The organism is Cohnella terricola (assembly GCF_007786475.1).
Lineage (GTDB): Bacteria > Bacillota > Bacilli > Paenibacillales > Paenibacillaceae > Cohnella > Cohnella terricola.
In genome coordinates, this window is the sequence record NZ_VNJJ01000002.1 from 388038 (window position 1) to 406405 (window position 18368).

18 protein-coding genes are annotated in these 18368 nt (G+C 52.7%); 5 read left to right on the plus strand and 13 right to left on the minus strand.

All coding sequences use genetic code 11. From position 1 onward, the window contains the following. Window positions 1-3: 3 nt before the first annotated feature. Together FPZ45_RS04910 and FPZ45_RS04915 are read left to right on the plus strand one after the other, a co-directional pair. A complete protein-coding gene (locus FPZ45_RS04910) occupies window positions 4-1059 on the plus strand; it encodes a YlbL family protein (protein WP_144698996.1) in 1056 nt (351 codons plus the stop codon). A gap of 531 nt (window positions 1060-1590) precedes the next feature. Next, on the plus strand, window positions 1591-2727 hold the full coding sequence (locus tag FPZ45_RS04915; RefSeq protein WP_144698998.1) for a hypothetical protein: 1137 nt from the start codon (window positions 1591-1593) through the stop codon (window positions 2725-2727). Between the two features lie 57 nt (window positions 2728-2784). Here the strand turns inward: FPZ45_RS04915 and FPZ45_RS04920 are convergent, their stop codons facing one another. Beyond that, window positions 2785-4446 carry a stalk domain-containing protein gene (locus tag FPZ45_RS04920; RefSeq protein ID WP_144699000.1) on the minus strand — a complete coding sequence of 554 codons (1662 nt, stop codon included), beginning with the start codon at window positions 4444-4446 and terminating at the stop codon, window positions 2785-2787. Window positions 4447-4470: 24 nt separating this feature from the next. After that, window positions 4471-5214: an IclR family transcriptional regulator gene (locus FPZ45_RS04925; protein ID WP_144699002.1), complete on the minus strand. Its 744-nt coding sequence runs from the start codon at window positions 5212-5214 to the stop codon at window positions 4471-4473. Window positions 5215-5432: 218 nt separating this feature from the next. On the opposite strand from FPZ45_RS04925, the gene FPZ45_RS04930 reads away from it, so the two are divergent. Both FPZ45_RS04930 and FPZ45_RS04935 read left to right on the plus strand, forming a co-directional pair. Continuing rightward, complete coding sequence (locus FPZ45_RS04930; RefSeq protein WP_144699004.1) at window positions 5433-6479, plus strand: alpha/beta hydrolase; 1047 nt, start codon at window positions 5433-5435, stop codon at window positions 6477-6479. Window positions 6480-6564: 85 nt separating this feature from the next. Further along, window positions 6565-7710 carry a superoxide dismutase gene (locus tag FPZ45_RS04935; protein WP_144699006.1) on the plus strand — a complete coding sequence of 382 codons (1146 nt, stop codon included), beginning with the start codon at window positions 6565-6567 and terminating at the stop codon, window positions 7708-7710. 87 nt (window positions 7711-7797) lie between these two features. Here the strand turns inward: FPZ45_RS04935 and FPZ45_RS04940 are convergent, their stop codons facing one another. The 7 genes from FPZ45_RS04940 to FPZ45_RS04970 all read right to left on the minus strand — a co-directional run bounded on the left by FPZ45_RS04940 (window position 7798) and on the right by FPZ45_RS04970 (window position 13623). Continuing rightward, complete coding sequence (locus FPZ45_RS04940; protein ID WP_144699008.1) at window positions 7798-8874, minus strand: Gfo/Idh/MocA family protein; 1077 nt, start codon at window positions 8872-8874, stop codon at window positions 7798-7800. Between the two features lie 180 nt (window positions 8875-9054). Then, on the minus strand, window positions 9055-9648 hold the full coding sequence (gene folE, locus FPZ45_RS04945) for a GTP cyclohydrolase I FolE (RefSeq protein WP_144699010.1): 594 nt from the start codon (window positions 9646-9648) through the stop codon (window positions 9055-9057). A 14-nt stretch (window positions 9649-9662) separates the two neighbouring features. Next, window positions 9663-9923, minus strand: coding sequence for a YneF family protein (locus FPZ45_RS04950; protein WP_144699012.1), 261 nt, complete (start codon window positions 9921-9923; stop codon window positions 9663-9665). Between the two features lie 227 nt (window positions 9924-10150). Further along, window positions 10151-11173 (minus strand): HD-GYP domain-containing protein, encoded by a 1023-nt coding sequence (locus tag FPZ45_RS04955; RefSeq protein WP_144699014.1) that lies wholly within the window; start codon window positions 11171-11173, stop codon window positions 10151-10153. A 126-nt stretch (window positions 11174-11299) separates the two neighbouring features. After that, a complete protein-coding gene (gene queG, locus FPZ45_RS04960) occupies window positions 11300-12454 on the minus strand; it encodes a tRNA epoxyqueuosine(34) reductase QueG (protein ID WP_144699016.1) in 1155 nt (384 codons plus the stop codon). Window positions 12455-12462: 8 nt separating this feature from the next. Beyond that, the gene (gene lepB, locus FPZ45_RS04965) at window positions 12463-13083 is read right to left on the minus strand and encodes a signal peptidase I (RefSeq protein WP_246120323.1); all 621 of its coding nucleotides are present in this window, start codon (window positions 13081-13083) and stop codon (window positions 12463-12465) included. Between the two features lie 117 nt (window positions 13084-13200). Continuing rightward, window positions 13201-13623 (minus strand): GNAT family N-acetyltransferase, encoded by a 423-nt coding sequence (locus FPZ45_RS04970; RefSeq protein ID WP_144699018.1) that lies wholly within the window; start codon window positions 13621-13623, stop codon window positions 13201-13203. A 396-nt stretch (window positions 13624-14019) separates the two neighbouring features. Here FPZ45_RS04970 and FPZ45_RS04975 point away from each other — a divergent pair, with 396 nt between their 5' ends. Continuing rightward, window positions 14020-14631: a superoxide dismutase gene (locus FPZ45_RS04975; RefSeq protein WP_144699020.1), complete on the plus strand. Its 612-nt coding sequence runs from the start codon at window positions 14020-14022 to the stop codon at window positions 14629-14631. Window positions 14632-14697: 66 nt separating this feature from the next. Here the strand turns inward: FPZ45_RS04975 and FPZ45_RS04980 are convergent, their stop codons facing one another. From FPZ45_RS04980 to acpS, 4 genes are all read right to left on the minus strand, one after another. Beyond that, window positions 14698-15714, minus strand: coding sequence for a globin-coupled sensor protein (locus FPZ45_RS04980; RefSeq protein ID WP_144699022.1), 1017 nt, complete (start codon window positions 15712-15714; stop codon window positions 14698-14700). Between the two features lie 105 nt (window positions 15715-15819). Beyond that, window positions 15820-16932 carry an A/G-specific adenine glycosylase gene (gene mutY / locus FPZ45_RS04985; protein ID WP_144699024.1) on the minus strand — a complete coding sequence of 371 codons (1113 nt, stop codon included), beginning with the start codon at window positions 16930-16932 and terminating at the stop codon, window positions 15820-15822. Next, window positions 16929-17810, minus strand: coding sequence for an AraC family transcriptional regulator (locus tag FPZ45_RS04990; protein ID WP_144699026.1), 882 nt, complete (start codon window positions 17808-17810; stop codon window positions 16929-16931). Before FPZ45_RS04990 ends, mutY begins: the two co-directional genes overlap by 4 nt. A 157-nt stretch (window positions 17811-17967) precedes the next feature. Beyond that, on the minus strand, window positions 17968-18360 hold the full coding sequence (gene acpS / locus FPZ45_RS04995) for a holo-ACP synthase (RefSeq protein ID WP_144699027.1): 393 nt from the start codon (window positions 18358-18360) through the stop codon (window positions 17968-17970). Window positions 18361-18368: the final 8 nt, after the last annotated feature.

The window sequence follows — 18368 nt, forward strand, 5'->3', positions numbered from 1 at the left end:
CGGATGCGGATGGAAAAGAACAACAAACCCTGGATACGGCGCAACCGATTCCCCCTCCTGATCGTCGTCCTAGTGATCCTTCTCGCATACGCCTACGTGAAACCTTGGCCATACATGCTGTACGGGCCCGGCTCGGCCGAACCTGTCCATCCTCGGGTGGAGACCGGACACAAGCTTGATGAGAAAGGCGCATTGCTGTTCACGACCGTGTCCACTTACTCGAAACCGAATATTTTTAATCTTATTTACGCCAAGCTTAATCCGAAAATGGACGTCAAGTCCGAGCAAGTAGCGACAAGCGGCGCCACCAATTTGAACGCCTACCGGAATCTGCTGGCCTGGATGCGCGACAGTTCGGAAGCAAATGCTTTGCTTGCCGCGTATAACGCGATGAAAAAGCCGATCGACGTCGAGGAACAAGGCGTTATCGTCTATGCCCTATTGCCGGAGTCGAAAGCGCGAGAAGGCGGTTTACAGGAAGGCGATATTATTACGAAAGCCGAAGATAAGGAGATCAAGAAGGCTAAGGATCTCACTTCTTACTTAACTGGCAAGAAAGCAGGAGATAAGGTAACCGTCTCGGGTACGAGGGGAAAAGAGAAATTCGAGGCGACCGTTCCGCTAATCTCCATGGCTCCGGACAATCGGACCGGAATCGGCTTCCAGAACGAAACGGTGCTGAAAGTCACTCCTCCCGATCCGGTCAAGTTCGACTTCGAGGACACGGGCGGTCCGTCGGCGGGGTTGATGATGACGCTAGAGATTATTGCCCAGCTTACCGGAGAGGATCTGACTCGCGGCTACCGGATCGCCGGAACGGGAACGATCGACGCGGACGGAACAGTCGGATTGATCGGAGGAATCAACTACAAGTTGATGGCGGCGGACAGAGAGAAAGCCGACTACTTCCTTGTCCCTTATAACGAACGGAACGATTCAAACTGGACGCTTGCTCAGAAAACGGTCAAGGACCTGAAGTTAAAGCCGAAGCTCGTCAAAATATCCACGTTGGAGGAAGCGGTCGACTTTCTGAAAGGTCTGGAACCGAAGCCGCAATGATCTAATACTCAGACCCGCGCCGGAGGATGCTCTCGCTTCCTACCCGAGCGGGTCTTTTTGTGATTCGCTTGCTCCGTCCCGCCATTGTCGCTTTTTGCGACAATGAAAGGGCACTCCGCTTGCCCCGCCCCGCCATTGCCGCTTTTTGCGACAATGAAAGGGCATTTCGCTTGCCCCGTCCCGCCATTGCCGCTTTTTGCGACAATGAAAGGGCATTTCGCTTGCCCCGTCCCGCCATTGTCGCTTTTTGCGACAATGAAAGGGCACTTCGCTTGTCCCGTCCCGCCATTGCTGCTTTTTGCGACAATGAAAGGGCATTTCGCTTGCTCCGTCCCGCCATTGCCGCTTTTTGCGACAATGAAAGGGCACTTCGCTTGCCCCGTCCCGCCATTGCCGCTTTTTGCGACAATGAGTGGACGAAGTCGCTGCCCCTCCCCTCTAGATCGAAAATTTGGGCTTTGACAACATTGGCAAAGGATGGTAGCATTTGTCGACAAGTCATTATTAGATCATAAAATGAGGGACTAACGCATGCGTAAATGGAAAAAGTGGACATTGGCGGCGCTTGTGGCGATTATCGCGCTCTGCTCCGCGCCAACCGTACCGGCAGCGTTCGCGGCGGATAAGGTTACGGCTTTCGAGCCGGTGACGCTATCGTCTTTAAAGAACGGGCAAAGCCTGTACAAGAAAATAGGGCCTTTCGTGACGGCCGAACTGCAAATGAGCGAGGAAGACGCCGAGGACGTGACCGTCGATTCCTTCTACGAAGTCGATCTGGGCAACTATCCTAAAGGTTATACCCGCCAATTTATCGCTTTTGTCTATAATTATGATTGGATCGAGCTCGTGCTCGTGGCCACGAATGACGACGCATCCAAGATCAAGCTGCTGGACCGCGCATCTGCCAGCGACTACGGAGATATGTTTCTCAACTTGGCGAAGCTCGATTTCTACACGAACGAGAATTACATCACAGTATGGTCGCAGGCTCCCTTCTCCGCTTACCAATCCGAGGTTGAACTCGAATGGGCCGGAGACCGCTTCTACTTCATCACGCACGAATACGACGATCCGACGGCGAGGTATTACGAAGAGAAGGCCAAGCTCCTGAAAGCAAAGGATATCAACGGCCTAATCAAGCTCTATAACGAAGTTGATCCTTTCTATCCGGGCTCATACGTTGAACTGTACACGTTATCTGCGCCCACGTTAAAACTCGCACACCAGATGGCTCAGAATGCGGCCCAGAAGAAAAACGTCAAAACCGCGCTCAAGTACCTCGAGTACGGCCTCGAACAATACGCCGAAGCGTTCGGCACTTGGAATTACACGGACGGTACGCTCGTTAAAAAGGATATAGCGGGCAGCGCGGATGACTATTACCTGAAACAAAGATTGAATCTAGCCGTCTATGTCGGCATTCTGAATGACTACGCGTATTACCTGTCCCTGGACGGCCAGAACAAGAAAGCGAAGCTTATTCTCGACAACGTCGTCAAGCTGGTCCCCGACCGCACCGTCGCTTATCTCAACCTCGCCGACGTCGAATGGACTCTCGGGCAGCGTACGGCCGCCAAAGCGCACTACAAACAGTACTGGAAGCTGCTCGGCAGCAAAGCATCTTCGACGGCTCCCAAACGCGTCCAAGAGCGTATGAATGCGAAATAATAAAAAAACGTTCCCGCAATCGGGAACGTTTTTTTCCGTTTATTCACGATGAGACATTCACGGCTTGAAATCCACCGCCAGTATCCGCTTCGAGGTGTCGACCTTTACCGTGCCGCCAAACTGCTTTGCGAGCCAGTCTGCGGGGATGAGCCAATCGCTTCCCTGTTGTTTCGCCGGAATCGGAAGCTTGACGCTTTTGCTGTTTACCGTGCCTTCAGCGCCATTCAGCTTTAGAACAACCTTCGACTTGCCGCGTACGATCTCGGCGGTCTGCCGATTTTTGTCCCAGCTCAGTTTGGCGCCAAACGCTTTCGCCGCTTGCGTCAGCGGCATGACGAAGGAGCTTCCTTGCGGCTTCGGGGCTGCTGCCGCAGGTAAATCTGCCGACTTGCCGTTGATCTTTAGACCGTATCCGCTAGCCGGTTTTAACGGATCCGTTTTCGCGCTTCCGAATCCACCGATAGCCGTCGGTACGAACCGGTTCGCGGTCGTCCCATCCCCCAGTTGGGCGGTATTGTTTCTTCCCCACATCCATAAACTGCCGTCTTTGCCGACCGCCGCGGCGATCCCCCCGTAGCCTTTGATCTTAGCAATAGACGGCAAGCCCTCTACTTTCCCCCAGCTATAACGTTCCTTCAAGCTTGTCGTGCCTAACTGCCCGGTCGCATTATCGCCATGGGTCCATACCGTTCCATCCGGTTTTAACGCCGCATAAGAGGGCTCGACATACTTATACATTGTGCTTGCGATCATAGAGATACCTTGCAGTTCCCCAGTCGCGGTCGGCTTTAGATTCACAGGTAATTTATCGATTGCCGCCGGATCGGTCGGGTTAAACCCTTTGGATTGCAACAGGGCTTGTCCCCACTCTAACGTCTTCCCGTCCTTCAGATATGCGATCGTCGTTCGTCCGGTCGAATCCAGACGGACGACATTCTCCAGGTTCGGAACATGAACCGTAGAGACGATGTTGCTTCTCTCTCCGCTACCGGATTGGCCGAATGCACTCGAACCTTGCGTCCATACGGTTCCGTCCTTCGCCAGCACCGCCAGAGACGAACTTGTTCCCTCGACGGCCGCGACTTGTTTGATCTCCTCGTTCCGGCGAGGCTTCAGCTTGTTCATCTCTCGCTCCGTGTCCATGCCAGGGTAAGCGATGGCGATTGTGGAGTCGCCCCAACTCCACAACGAACCATCCTTATCCCACGCGACAACGCCTGTGCCCGTCGCTTTCACGCCGATTTGATCGGTTAACCCGGGTACGATCTGGGGCACATAGGCATTTCGGTTATCCTCGGTCTGTCTCGCTCCACCTCTGCCGGGTTCGCTTAAGGACGTATAAGTGCCATTGCCAAGTTCTCCTTCGACGTTATTCCCCCAGACCCATACCGTTCCATCTTCCCGCAGCGCGACCGTGTGATAGTTTCCGGCGTCGATCGCGATCACTCGGTCGATGCCTGGGACCTTAACGGGAGATTTGGCATCCATCACCGACTGCCCCAAGCCTAACTGCCCAATGCCGTTGCTTCCCCATGCCCAGACCGTACCGTTTCTAGCCAATGCGACGCTATGAAAACTGCCAATAGCGACGTCCACGATCCATTTGCCGTCATCTCCGGCCGCCGAAACGCGTTTAAGACCAAAACAGCCCATCAGCATGGCCAAAACCATTCCGAGAGCGACTGCAGTCTTCGTCCGTTTGCCCCATACTCTGTTCATTCGGCTTACCTTCCCCGCTATCGATTATCCCAATATCGTTCCCATGCGATGAGCGGACTCGATAATCGCGGGCGCGTATTCATGCATCCGGTCCGGCGTCAGCCGATTCGACGGCCCCGAGACGGACAGCGCGGCGACCAGTTTGCCGGATCGATTGAAGATCGGCGCCGATACCGCCGCAGCGCCCGGCTCCCGTTCCTCGAAGCTCGTCGCGTATCCCGCCGCGACGATATCGTCCAGTTGTTTGCCAAAAGCGGCGCGTTCCAGATTCGACGGCCAAGCTGCATCCGAGAGGACGGCCGCCCGAACGCCGGGCTCCGCGAATGCCAGCAGCACTTTGCTCGATGCTCCTACGGATAACGGCAGGCGTGCGCCTACGGTCGCAACCCGGCGAATAGCCTGCATGCTTTGCACCGCTTGAATTCTTACGCGTTCCGCGCGATCCCTGACATACAGACTCACCGTCTCATTAAGCTCGTCCCGAAGCCGTTCCATTTCTGGAAGCAGGACGACGGACGGGTCATCCGAGCGCGACAGATTGGCGGACAGCTCCAATACGCTTAGCCCCAGACGGTATTTTTCCGTCGCCGCGTCGCGAATGACGAATCCTTTATCTTCGAGCGTCGCCAGCAAGCGATGCACGGTGCTCTTATGCAGACCAACACGTCCGGCAATCTCCGTAAGCCCCCATTCATGGCCCGAAACAAAACATAACAGCACGTCCAACGCTCGTTCTACCGCGCGAACCGTTCTCTTTTCTTCTTCCATGGAGATCTCCCTCCCTTTCAAACCCGTTTCACCCTATGAAACCCTGTTACGTTCAGTATAACCTAATCCGAGTTCCTCGTAAATATTGGAAGCGCTTTATTACAATTTGATTACACCAAATTTACAAGTCGCCTACGCTCATTGACGCTATAAATCCCTCATTCTACGATAGTGTTACAAGTCTTCCAGAGCGTTCACGTAAAGCGAGGCGATCCCTGATGACATCCTTGTCGACTCCTCTTCCATTCTCCGGACCGGACGCGGCGATTCCGATTCCCGTCCGCGCCTCCAAACGCGCAAAGATTCATCGCCTTGGCCGGTTTGCGCTTAATCTATTGATCGTCGTCGTCTGCCTTCTGACCGCTCTGTTTATCGCTTTTAACGCTTTTGCCGCCTATTTTCTTTCCCATCCATCGGTCGCGGCTCTCGGTTCCAATCCGCTGCTTGCCAAAAACCTCGCTTATTCCGATGTCACCTTCGCAAGCGCGGATGAACAAACGACCGTAGACGGTTGGTGGATTCCCGCTTACGACAGCCGCCGCACGGTTGTACTCAGCCACGGATACGGGACCAACAGAGAAGAGCCCTGGGTGCCGATGTACGATCTTGCCGACCTGCTGCACGGCTTGAATTATAACGTTCTGATGTTCGACTACGGATTCGCCAGCAAAACCCGCTCCACGCCGGCTACTGGCGGGAAAATCGAGTCCCAGCAGCTCCTCGGAGCCCTCCAATTCGCGCGCCGGCAAGGCAGCGACGAACTGGTCGTCTGGGGGTTCTCCATGGGAGCCGGAACCGCCCTGCAATCCGCTTTGCAGTCGAAGGTCGCCGATGCCATGATTCTCGATAGCACTTTTCTTGCCGATGACAATACGCTTTACTACAATATCGCCCGATTCGTTCAGCTGCCGAAATATCCGACCTTGTCGCTAATCCGTCTTTTTTTCCCGTTGATGAGCGGCGCCCGGTTGGAACAAATCCCTTCGGCCGAAGTTCAGGCAACCGCCTATGATTTCCCGATTCTCCTGATTCATGGAACTGCGGATGACAAAGCTCCGGAGTACCTTGCGGAGAATATCGCGAGCGTGCAGACGAACGCCCTGTCCCAATTATGGGTCGTTCCGGGAGCCATTCACGAAATGATCTACCGTACGCATACGGAAGAGTATGTGCAGCGCGCGACGGCCTTCTTGGAGAGCGTTCATCAGGAGGTCGCGGCGAGTCGAGTCGAACCTAATCTGCTCGCGCAAGCTCCGACTCCATAACGCATAGTCATGAATCCACCTCCCCATGCATACGTTGGGTACGAAGTTTATTTCGGCCTAAACGATGTTGGGGAGGTTTTGCGTCATGCAGTCTGTTCAATCCGTATACGGAACGATCGTCCCCCTCCGCTTGCTGGAGGAAATCGCGACATGGAAAGCACAAGAGCAAGAAAATGCCGCCGCGATCCGATCGGCCCTTCCGGAGCTCGAACCGGCCTATTCGCGGTGGCTTACCGATTGGGAAAATGTATTCGCGCAAACTCGGGCGTATGCGGATCGGGTCAAGAACGGGGTGGCGACCGAACGTTCGTCATCGGAACCCGGAAACGAACAGGGCTTCTACGCGGGGCTGCTTGAAAACTCGATCAATCAATCGCGGGAGTTTTGTCGTCAATTGCAGTTGCTGCGACGGATGAGCTTGCCGCTCTCTCGCGCGCACGGCTCGCATGCCGTATTCGCGTTTCTGGAACGCGAGCCTCTGTTCATCGACGGAATCATGGAAAGGCTCCAAATCGCCGGAGCGATCATCCCGGTGCTTCGACAAGACTCGGAAGAAGGAACTTGGTCCAATCCTACGGGAGTTAACGCTCCACATTCGGGTAATCCCGTTCCTATTGGGGGACACCAGCTGCCGCCCCTCCCCTATTCTTATAAAGCCCTTGAACCGTATATCGACGAAAAAACGATGCGTATCCATCATGACAAGCATCATCTAAGCTATGTCGAAGGACTGAACACGGCGGAGAAGAAGTTGCAGGAAGCTAGAAAATCCGGCGATTTCGATCTCGTGAAGCATTGGGAGAGGGAACTCGCGTTTAATGGCGCGGGACACTATCTGCACACGATATTCTGGAACGTCATGTCGCCTAAAGGCGGAGGAAAGCCTGCGGGAGCCCTATTTGAGGAAATCAATCGCAGCTTCGGTAGTTACGACGCATTCAAGCGGCAGTTCAGCGAAGCTGCGGCTAAAGTCGAAGGCGGTGGGTGGGCCATTCTTGTCTGGAGTCCTAGAAGCCATCGGCTCGAGATTCTGACGGCGGAGAAGCATCAAAATCTGTCGCAATGGGACGTGATTCCGCTGCTTCCTCTCGACGTATGGGAGCATGCCTATTACCTCAAGCACCAGAACGATCGCGCGGCCTATATCAAAGACTGGTGGAACGTCGTGAATTGGCCTTACGTCGCCGACCGTTTCGCTAAGGCAAGTACCCTGCAATGGACCCCTTATTAACGTGCTCACGCAAATAATCGAACAACTCGTTGATGGTAGACAAAATAAGGAGCATTCCCTCATCGGGAATACTCCTTATTTGGCGTATTACAAACTCCAATCGAGCTTAACTTCTCCGCCGGTGCGGGAAGATTCATAGATGGCGTCGATGATCAGGTTGCTGCGCAGACCGGTTTCGGCGGACGTCCACGGCGCCTTGCCTGTCCGAATGCAGTCCAGGAAATGGCGGCTCAAGCGAACGCGCGCGCCTTCGTCATCGTCCGAAGCTGCCAGGGGAACGTCGACCGTCTGGTTGAAGCGCTCGGTCAGGAATTTGCCTTCGTTGCCGCGAAGCACCGCGCCGCCGTCGGAACCCATCAAATGCAGGAACGGAGAGCTGTCGGTATCCATGTGAACCGCCCAACTAACCTCAAGCGTGAGCGAGGTGCCGTCATCCATCTTAATGATCGCCGTCGCCAAGTCCTCCACGTCGTAGATTCCGTTCCAATCCGGCTTGCCCCATGTTCCGATCCCTTTTTTCCTCGGACCGAATTCCGCGTACGTGGAGCCATACACCGATACCGGCTTAGGCTCGCCCATAAGGAAAAACGCCAAATCCAGCATGTGAACGCCGATATCGATCAGCGGTCCGCCCCCGGATTGGTTATGCTGAGTGAACCAGGTTCCCCAGCCCGGGATTCCCTTGCGGCGATACCATCCGGTCTTGGCCGTATAGATTTTGCCGAGCTCGCCTCGCTCGACTTGCTCCTTTACTTGCAAGGACAGGGGTTCCCAACGCATTTGGTGCGCGACCATGACGGTTTTACCCGTACGCTTCTGCGCTCTGACGATGTCTTTGGCCGCAGCCGAATCCAATCCCATCGGCTTCTCGACGAGCACGTGCTTACCTTGCTCAAGTGCCAGAATCGTTAACGGCGCATGGGCCTTATTCGGCACGGCAACGATAATCGCATCCAAGTCGTCCCTGCGAATGAGTTCTTCGGGCGAAGCGGATACGACGGGAATTCCGTACTGCTGAGCCCTTTGCTCGGCGAGCGGGAGATAGGTATCCGTAATCGCGACAATCTCGCTCTCCTCTTTCAGCTTGCCGAATTCCTGCAAATGAACATTGCCGATGTTGCCGGCGCCGATTAAACCGATGCGAATCTTGGAATTGCTTGCCATAATGGTGGGTTCCTCCAGTAAAATATCGATATGAAGCGCTTTATTTATCATAATCGATAGATCATTACGGCGGTCATGACCATTTTAGTCTACTTCTTATGGTGATTTGCCCTTGTCCGAGAACGGTCGCAAATAAAAACGCCCGCAATGGATCGCGGGCGTTACTGCTGTTAAACGTGCTTAGATTTTAATCAGATCCAGAAATTCCGATCGAAGAGCCGGGTTTTGGCGGAATTGTCCTCGTACGGCGGAAGTGACCGTCTTGCTGCCCGGCTTCTTCACGCCCCGCGCGCACATGCATAAGTGCTCGCCTTCGACAACGACCATGACGCCGTGCGGATCCAATACTTCCTCGAGAATGTCCGCAATCTGCGTGGTGATCCGTTCCTGTACTTGTAGCCTACGGGAGATCGCCTCCACAAGGCGCGCAAATTTGCTAAGCCCGGCAATCTTGCCGCTTGGAATATAGCCAATATGCACTTTTCCGAAAAACGGCGCCATATGGTGCTCACATTGGCTGTAATACACGATGTCTTTAACGATCACGAGCTCTTCGTGCTGCTCGTCGAAGGTAACGCCGAGAACGTCTTTCGGATCGACCGCGTATCCCGCGAATATTTCCTCGTACATGCGGGTTACACGGGCAGGCGTTTCCAAAAGTCCTTCTCTCTCGACATCCTCGCCGATCAACTTCAGAATTTCCCGAACGTGATGCTCGACTTTCTCGCGATTATGTCCGACTTGCAAATTGGAGTAATCTTTGGCTCCTGCCACGATAACACCTCCTGCTATCTGCGAAACTTAGGATTATTTCTATTGCTTCCGCCCTGGTTCTGCTTGGGACCGGAGCCTTGGTTTTTCATCATTTGCTGAGCTTTGGCGATCTGCTGGTTATTCATGTTATAACCCATTTGCTTCGCCATCTTTTGCAGCATTTCCGGGTTGTTTTGCATTTTCGTCATCTGAGAACGCAAATAGAATACCCCGATAATAAAGCCAACGATTATGCCGACGATTAACGTCACAATCGGAATAATATAGGACCACATTTGCCAAACGCCTCCGAAATTCATAATAAAACCCTGCGAACGCCTTGTTGCGTCAGAGCAGGGCTGTTGTACTATGATAGCATGGAGAAACTTCGGGCGCAAACGAAAACCTTCATTCCATACCGGACGCGCAATCGCGACCCGTCTATCCGCTCACCAGGGCACTTTTTTGGCCTTCGTTCGCAAGCAGTCCCGAAAATCCGTCCATTCGCGAAACCGCACTCGCGCTACGACAATACGGCTTCGATGAACAACGTCGGATTCTGCGCAAGGTCAATCTCGCTATAGCTGACCGCATCATTGCCGTCTTTGTCGATGGCGCGCACGATAGGTCTGCCCGGCAGTCCCCGATGTTGTCTGACGATAACGCCGGTCTCGCGATTGGACAGCCTTACGGAAATCCCGTTCGGATAGGTCGAGACCATTCTCATAAACTGTACGAGAATTTCATGGTCCAACAGCGTTCCGGAGTACGCGTTCAACCGTTCGCACGCTTCGTGAGGCAGCAGAGGCTCTTCGTCCCCCTGAGGATAGATCAAGTTGTCATAGATATTCGCGACAGCCGTTATTTTGGCGTATAGATGAATGTCCTCATTCTTTAATCCTCTCGGAGCACCGCTTCCATCGACCGCTTCGTGATGCTGGAAAGCGACGTGAGCGATCAACAAACTATACTCCCGCTTGTTCTTTAACAGATCAAAACCTCGCCAAGCATGATGCATGCGGCCTTCCTGAACTTCAGGCGCCCCGATCTTCCCGATGTCGTGCAGCAATGCCCCGATCGCCAGTTCCTTCAATTGAACCATGTTCAAGCCCATATTCAAACCTATTAATGACGCCATCATGCAGACGTTCATCGAGTGAAGGAACATCGCATTATCCGCCGTCCTTATATCGGATAGGTGGATCATGTTATTTTGATTTCTCAGAACGTCCTCCAGCAAATCGTCTACCGTATCCGCGATCGCTCTCGAACTGAACGTTTTGCCGGAACGAAGCTGCGCGAACATCTCGGACATTTTGTAGATGACTGTACGTTTCGTCTCGACCGACAGCACTTCTTGATGGGGAATATCTCGAAAATTCGGATCGTCGATATAGATCGTTGTAACTCCGATTCTCTTTAAGGTGCTGATCATAAATACGGTAAGATGTACGCCTACCGAGAGCAGTATCGCGCCGTTCGAGGAAAAAATCGTTCTACCTAGTATTTGTCCAGGTTCAACCGTTTCGATATCAACTAATTTCATGCTTCTCGACTCCCCTGCCCTTGTATCTTTGTTTCGCCCATAGATGTTTTAACCTATATTTCGGCAAAAAAGAAACTGAAGTTAATGCTCGGAAGTTGAAAACCATCTCATTTCCTCGGAAATAATCTAATCCTTTTGTTGCTTGTCCAATGCTCGATCGATTGCCGACAGTACGTCGACGTCTTTCTCCTCGGAACGCGCTTCCTGCAGACGCTCGATCGCTTCCTCGCTGCCGATCCGTCCCAGCGCCCAAGCCGCCGTCGCCCTAAGCTCGGGACGTGGATCGGCCCGCAGCACATCCGCGATATCCGGGACTGACTCCGCGTCGCGGAAATTCCCCAGACCGATCAGTGCGTTGCGTTGAATCGGCTTGCGACCGCGCCAAGCCGCCGAGCTCGTGCCGAACTTTTCCTTGAATTCGCGGTTTCCCAACTTGAGCAGTGGCCTGAGCAACGGTTTGACGATCTCCGGATCGGGCTCAAGCTCGGGATGGCGTCGGATATCGATCTTCCGGTTCACGGGGCACACGATCTGGCACGTATCGCAGCCGTACAACCGGTTCCCGATCTTGAGTTTCATTTCGTCGTCCACGAACCCTTTGGTTTGGGTAATAAAAGAGATGCAGCGCTGCGAATTCAATTGGCCCGGACCGACAAGCGCCTCCGTCGGGCAAGCGTCGATACATAGCGTGCAGTCCCCGCATCCGTCGGGCAGAGCTTGATCCGGAGGAAGCGGCATGTTCGTGATAATCTCCCCCAGATAAATCCATGACCCTAGTTCAGGGGAAATAATCGAGCAATTTTTGCCGCTCCAGCCGATGCCTGCCCTCTCCGCGACCGCGCGATCCGACAAAGCGCCGGTATCGACCATCGACAATAGCTTAGCATCGGGCACGCGTTCCATGATCCATTCGGACAGCTTCGCTATTCGCCGCCGGAGCGCTTGATGATAATCCTCTCCCCAAGCGGAACGCGACAAAATACCGCGCCGTTTACCCGGCTCGGATACGGGAGCGTTTTTCATTTTCGACGGATACGCGACAGCGATCGCGATAAGCGACTTCGCGTCAGACATATGAAGCGTTGGTTCCGTCCTTAAATCGAGATCCGGCTCTTCGAATCCCGATTCATGCCCGCGCTCGCGATGCCGGATCAATCTTTCCTTTAATTCCGTGAACGGCTCCGCAGTCGTCACCTTTAACTGGTCGATCCCAAATCTGGGAGCGGCATCGATCATGTCGTTCTTGAGTTCTATCCAAAATTGTTTATTGTTTTCCATCATTTATTCGCTCATAGTTTGGCCCATCGGGTAATCGGCCAGACGATCAGATCGGCCCTCCCCTTAATCATGTCAGCAGGCACTTCCTTAAAAGCCCGACTGTCCCTGCTTGCTTTGAGGTGACGATTATCGCCCATTACGAAGTAATGGCCAGGAGTAACCCTAGTCGGACCGAAATTCCCGTCCTCGATCTTTACGTCCGTATAGGGCTCTACCTTCAGGTCTCCGTTAATATATAACTCCCCGTCGCGAACCTCAAGCGTGTCGCCCGGAACCCCGACGATTCGTTTCACCAAATATTCTTTATGGTCCGTTCCATCGGACGGATCTTTTAGAATCACCACGTCGCCTCTGTCGAGGCTGCCGAGCTTCAGAACAATCTTATTCACGAACAACCATTCGTTCTCGTGCAACGTTGGTTCCATGGATACTTTCTTCACCGTCGACAATTGAAACACGTAGGCCTTCAGCAACAGCACGATAACGGCGGCTACGACCAAAGATTTGGTCCAATCCCACAGTTCTTTGCGCCATCCGCTTAAACCTGATCTTTCCTCTTTCGACATTTTCTGAGCCTTAGGCGCCGAGCGTCTTCTGCTTCCGGAAATCTCCGTATCCGTACCTTCTGTCATGGCGCTTATCTCTCCTCTAGTCGAATAAATCGTTTCGATAATATAAGAAAAGCATATCTCCCAGCCAAAAGCAATGGCTCTGAAGATATGCTCCCGATATCCGTCCGAGATCGATTTTTACCCCGCTACAATCGACAACGGCTGTGTTAACTGAACGAAATCTACGGGTTTTAACCCCAGTGAATCGTAGAAGGGCCGCAATAGCTCGTTATGCTTGTCCTCCGCGACAAGTACCTTGAGCACTTTGCGTTGTTGAAAACGGGTTTTCATGCAAGCGACAAGATTCCGCCCCACGCCCTGACGCCTGAATTCACTCCGAACGGCGATGCGGTAGACGTAGCCTTTGTGGTGATCGATCGTGCCTATCAATACTCCGGCGATTCTGCCGGCCGATTCCGCAACTAGCACCAGTTCGCTGTCCCAAGACAATTGACGGGCAAAAGCCCCCATCGTCTCTTCGCAGCATTCTTCCGATAGAACTTCCTCCAGAAGCTCCGCGACCAATCTGTAGTCCGACAATTGGAAAGAACGAATCTGCATGCTGCCATTTCCTCCGGGCTTTTAAAGTTTTACATTCAGTTAACGGTCTCTTAATTTTACGACAATTTAACGGAATTTCTAGTTCTTTTCTTAAAAAAACCTAAATTTTTTTTGCAAAATGTGTAGAAAACAAGATGAAAACGCTTTAAACTGGACGATTCAATCGGAATAATTTCAACAAATAACGGAAAATCGCGATATTCGGCGGAATTTGGGGTATAGTCGGATAATTTCGGGGGAAAATAGTAAAGTTATATCTGTCACAAATTTGTCACAAGCGGACGAGTTTTGACTTTTTATACATTTATGTTGATTTAATCGAAAGGATAATGGATAATAAGAAACGTAAGCAGCATAGGCTACATATCGAAACTACAATTTCAGGAGGTTTTAACCATGGCACACGAATTACCGACACTTCCTTATGCGACTAATGCGCTTGAGCCGCATATCGACGCAACGACGATGGAAATCCATCATGGACGTCACCACAACGCATACGTGACGAACTTGAACAACGCTTTGAAATCCGCTCCTGAATTGGAAAGCAAAAGTGTCGAAGATCTGATCTCCGACCTGAATGCCGTACCTGAAAGCATCCGCACGGCAGTTCGCAACAATGGCGGCGGACACGCCAACCATAGCTTGTTCTGGAAAACGATCAGCCCTAACGGCGGCGGACAACCTTCCGGCGCGTTGGCTGCGGCGATCGACAGCGAGCTTGGCGGATTCGATAAATTCAAAGAAACATTTGCTGCAGCAGCTACGACCCGCTTCGGTTCCGGTTGGGCCTGGCTGGCGCTCAGCAAAGACGGCAAGCTGAAAGTATACAGCCTGCCTAACCAAGACAGCCCGATCATGGAAGGCGACACTCCGCTTCTCGGTCTGGACGTATGGGAGCACGCTTACTACCTGAAATACCAAAACAAACGCCCTGACTACATCGGCGCATTCTGGAACGTGGCCGATTGGAACGCTGTCGGCGCGATCTATGATTCCGCGAAGTAATTGAACAACTAGTAAGCCCGTCTATCGCGACACTCGCGACGGACGGGCTTTTTTGTTTGCGATAAATTAATGAACGGCTTCATCTTCCAACAAACTGTTTAAGTCCGCGGTTACGGTATCGATCATTTGAACGAAGGAGGACAGCTCTTGCGAGCTTGCCGCCTGTTCTCTGGAGAAACGTACCGTTTCCTCGCTGCCGTGCTTGACTTCCTCCAGCGCAGAGCGAATTTCCTTCAGCTTCTCCTGTATCGTTACGAGAGACTGCTTGGAGCTCGTCGCCAGCTTGCGGATCTCGTTCGCGACGACCTCAAAGCCAAGGCCGGCTTCTCCGGCGCGAGCCGCCTCCAGAGCGGCGTTCAAGCCGATCAGATGCGTCTGATCGGAAATCTCCCGCATCGTCGATCCCAGTTCGTTGATCTGGTCGATGTTGGTGGCCAGTTCTCCGACCTTTGCATGCGAATTTTCCTGAACGCTCGCCGTATGGGAAGCGTTGGTCGCGACCAGATTGCTGCTCGCGCTTAATTCGACCATCATCGAGGAAAGCTCTTGCACGACGGAGCTTACTTTCGTCAGCATGTATTGCCTTGACTCGACCAGCTTCACGATCTTGGCCTTCTCATCCTGCTCATAGGCTTCCAACACGATCTGGGAATCCAGATTGAACATTTTGCTTAGCGCCTCGGTCGTCTTTAGCCAATCTTCCGGCAGGACGCGTTTGAGATGCCGCGTCGCGATATCGAGATAAAGGATATACGTTCCCAAATACCAATTCGTAGTTAAGCCGATCTTGGAATGCACTTTGCCGATATAAAGCCGCTTACTAAAAAATTCTTCGTCGATGATTCCTGTAGTTAGCGACTGGAAATACCAACGTTGCGTCTCCTTCAGTCTTTCGATCGTGCTATGCGATTCGATTAGCTTCACAAGTTCGGGCTGCTCCGTGATTTTCGCGTATAGCTCATCCACGACTATGTTCGTAATGTTCGCGAACTCGGATTGTTTGGACTTCAATAAGGCCAGATCCTCTTCCTTAATGCCAATGTATTTCAGTTGCTTTAACCTTTGCTCGCCAACGAGAATCAATCCACTTCCTCCTCTTGATGTAATCGTAATTCGATTGCATGAGATATGTATCGGCATCCTAATAGTGGCTTGATTAGAAGGATTCGTCAAGTTTCTCGCGGCGAGTTATTTAATCTGATGAATAAAATATTCCGTTAATAGCTTCCTGAAGACGTTCGGCCAGGCGTAATCTTCGAATTCTTCGGCTCCCACCCAGCGATACGCGGTGCGATCGGCAACGTATTGTTCGTCGAGGGCGGCAGCTTCAAGCACTTTGATATTCCAAACGAGATGCGTGAAAATATGCTGAGCCTCTCCGGCAATCCTCTCCGTCGCCTTGATTCGAACCCCATCCTCTGCCAATCCGTCTTCCAACAAAGGAATGCCGGCGGCCGGCTCGTCCCATGCCTCTTCGTCCGGTACCTCGATGTGAGGAAGCTCCCACATTCGGGCTAACAGCCCGGTCTCCGGCCGCTGCCGGACAAGAACTTTGCCAGCATGTGATCCCGTCCCGGCGATCAACGCCGCGAAGCGAAATACCGGTCTTGCTTTCTTCGCCTTCGTCTTGACGGGCAGCTCGCGTTCTTTCCCTTGAAGCCGCCCCGCGCACAGTTCCCCGACGGGGCATTCCGTGCAAGAGGGAGATTTCGGCGTGCAGACCATTGCCCCAAGTTCCATAAGAGCTTGGTTAAAATCGGCCGCTTCTCCTTCGGGAATGAGCTCCTTCGCCAGCTCTTCCAGACCGATGCGGGTAGCCGGACGGGCGATATCGTCCTCCAGGCAGAAATACCGGGACAGCACCCGCATCACGTTGCCGTCGACCGCGGGCTCGGGCTGATTATAGGCGATGCTGAGAATCGCGCCCGTCGTATACGGCCCTACTCCTTTAAGGCCGGCCACTTCTTGTTTCGTACGCGGCATCACTCCGCCGTATTCTTCTACGACTTCGCGCGCGGCGGATTGCAAGTTGCGCGCCCGTGAATAGTACCCGAGTCCTTCCCAATGTTTCAACACGTCTTCCTCCGGGGCCTCGGCCAGATGCCCCACGGTCGGAAACCGATCCATGAATCGATTGAAATAAGGAATGACCGTATCCACTCTTGTCTGCTGCAGCATAATCTCCGATACCCAGATATGATACGGATCCCGGCTTCTTCTCCATGGCAAATCGCGCCGCACGCGACGGTACCACCGCAGCAGACCCGCACCGAAATCGCTTTTGTTTTCTTCTATGCTCAACTTTCGTGCTCCTCTTCATTCTCTTGTTCTCCGTCCGATGCAGACGCGATGAAAGACGCCGCCTGCTTACGATATCGGCTTGGCGAAAGTCCCGTATGTGCCTTGAACATTCTGGAGAAATAGTAGATCTGCATGCCCACCTTGCCGGCAACCGCGGATACGTTGCAATCGGGCTTGAGCAGCAGCCCTTTAGCGGTTTCCATTCTCCGCTGATTCACGTATTGAATCGGGGAATACCCCAATATGCCCTTGAAAAAAACGATAAAATAATTCGGATGCAGGTACACCTGTCTGGCCAAACTCTCGACCGTGATGTTGTCTCCCAGATGTTCGTCAATATATTTAAGCACCATGTCGATCTTCTGCAGATCGTCTGACGGCTCGTTGTTTTCGATGATCGAAAGGTTGTCCAGATAAATGCCGATCAGTTCCAGCATCGCGGCCTTTATTTTCAGCCTTGAAGTTAGACCGTCTCTAGCCAGTTCCTCTCGCAACCGAACGAATAAGGCGGATGCCTCTTGAATGTTATTCAATTGAATAAAGAAAGGAATCTGCAAGGTGCGATAGAGATCCCGGTCCTCGTAACTGCTTCGGAAATGGCACCATTGCAGGGTAAGCTTCTCATCCGGATTCAGTTCGATTCGATGCGGTATCCCGGACAACAGGATGATCAGCGTCCCTTGCTTCATCGGAATCTCTTTGCCTTGCACGATTATTTTGCCCGAGCCTTCTTTAACGAACAAAAAGCGATTGCAGTCGTATGTATCGTCGCGGTCCCGCACAGAGGAGGTTTCCAGCTCCGTCTCCGCGGCAGCCGCCACTTCGATGTTCATCTGCTCGAAGTGTCTCATCAGGATCGTTATATAGTTCGTAATCATCTATCTGCCCCATTATCCGGATAAAAAATGTTGTTATTCCTGCTCACATTGTACCATTATACGTGTGGAAACAGGAAACGTAAATTACCATATGTATATTTTAATCCCAATAAATAACAGTCCGGTTGGCCTTGAAACCAATCGGACTGCTAAAATGCTATTCCTCTTCGATTATCGCGGTTGCCGCAGCCAATGAACGTTCATGCGTGATCGCGACATGCAGCTTATATATACGTTTCTCCCAATCGAGACGCCCGATAGACGCCGGGGATAACTTGCATATGGGTTTCCCCAGCTCATCCGGGAGAATCTCGATATCCTTGAATCCGACCTTGGCTCCAATCCCGCAGCCAATCGCCTTCACGACCGCCTCCTTGGCCGCGAATCTGCCGCATACGAACTCTAATGCACGGCGCGGGGACAATGTATCCGCAATTGCGATCTCTCCGGGCGTGAGAATCCGTTCGACGAACCTCCGGCTAGCCTCTCCCGACAAAATGCGGCTCATGCGCGCCCGCTCGACGACATCCAACCCGATTCCGACAATCATCCGATCGA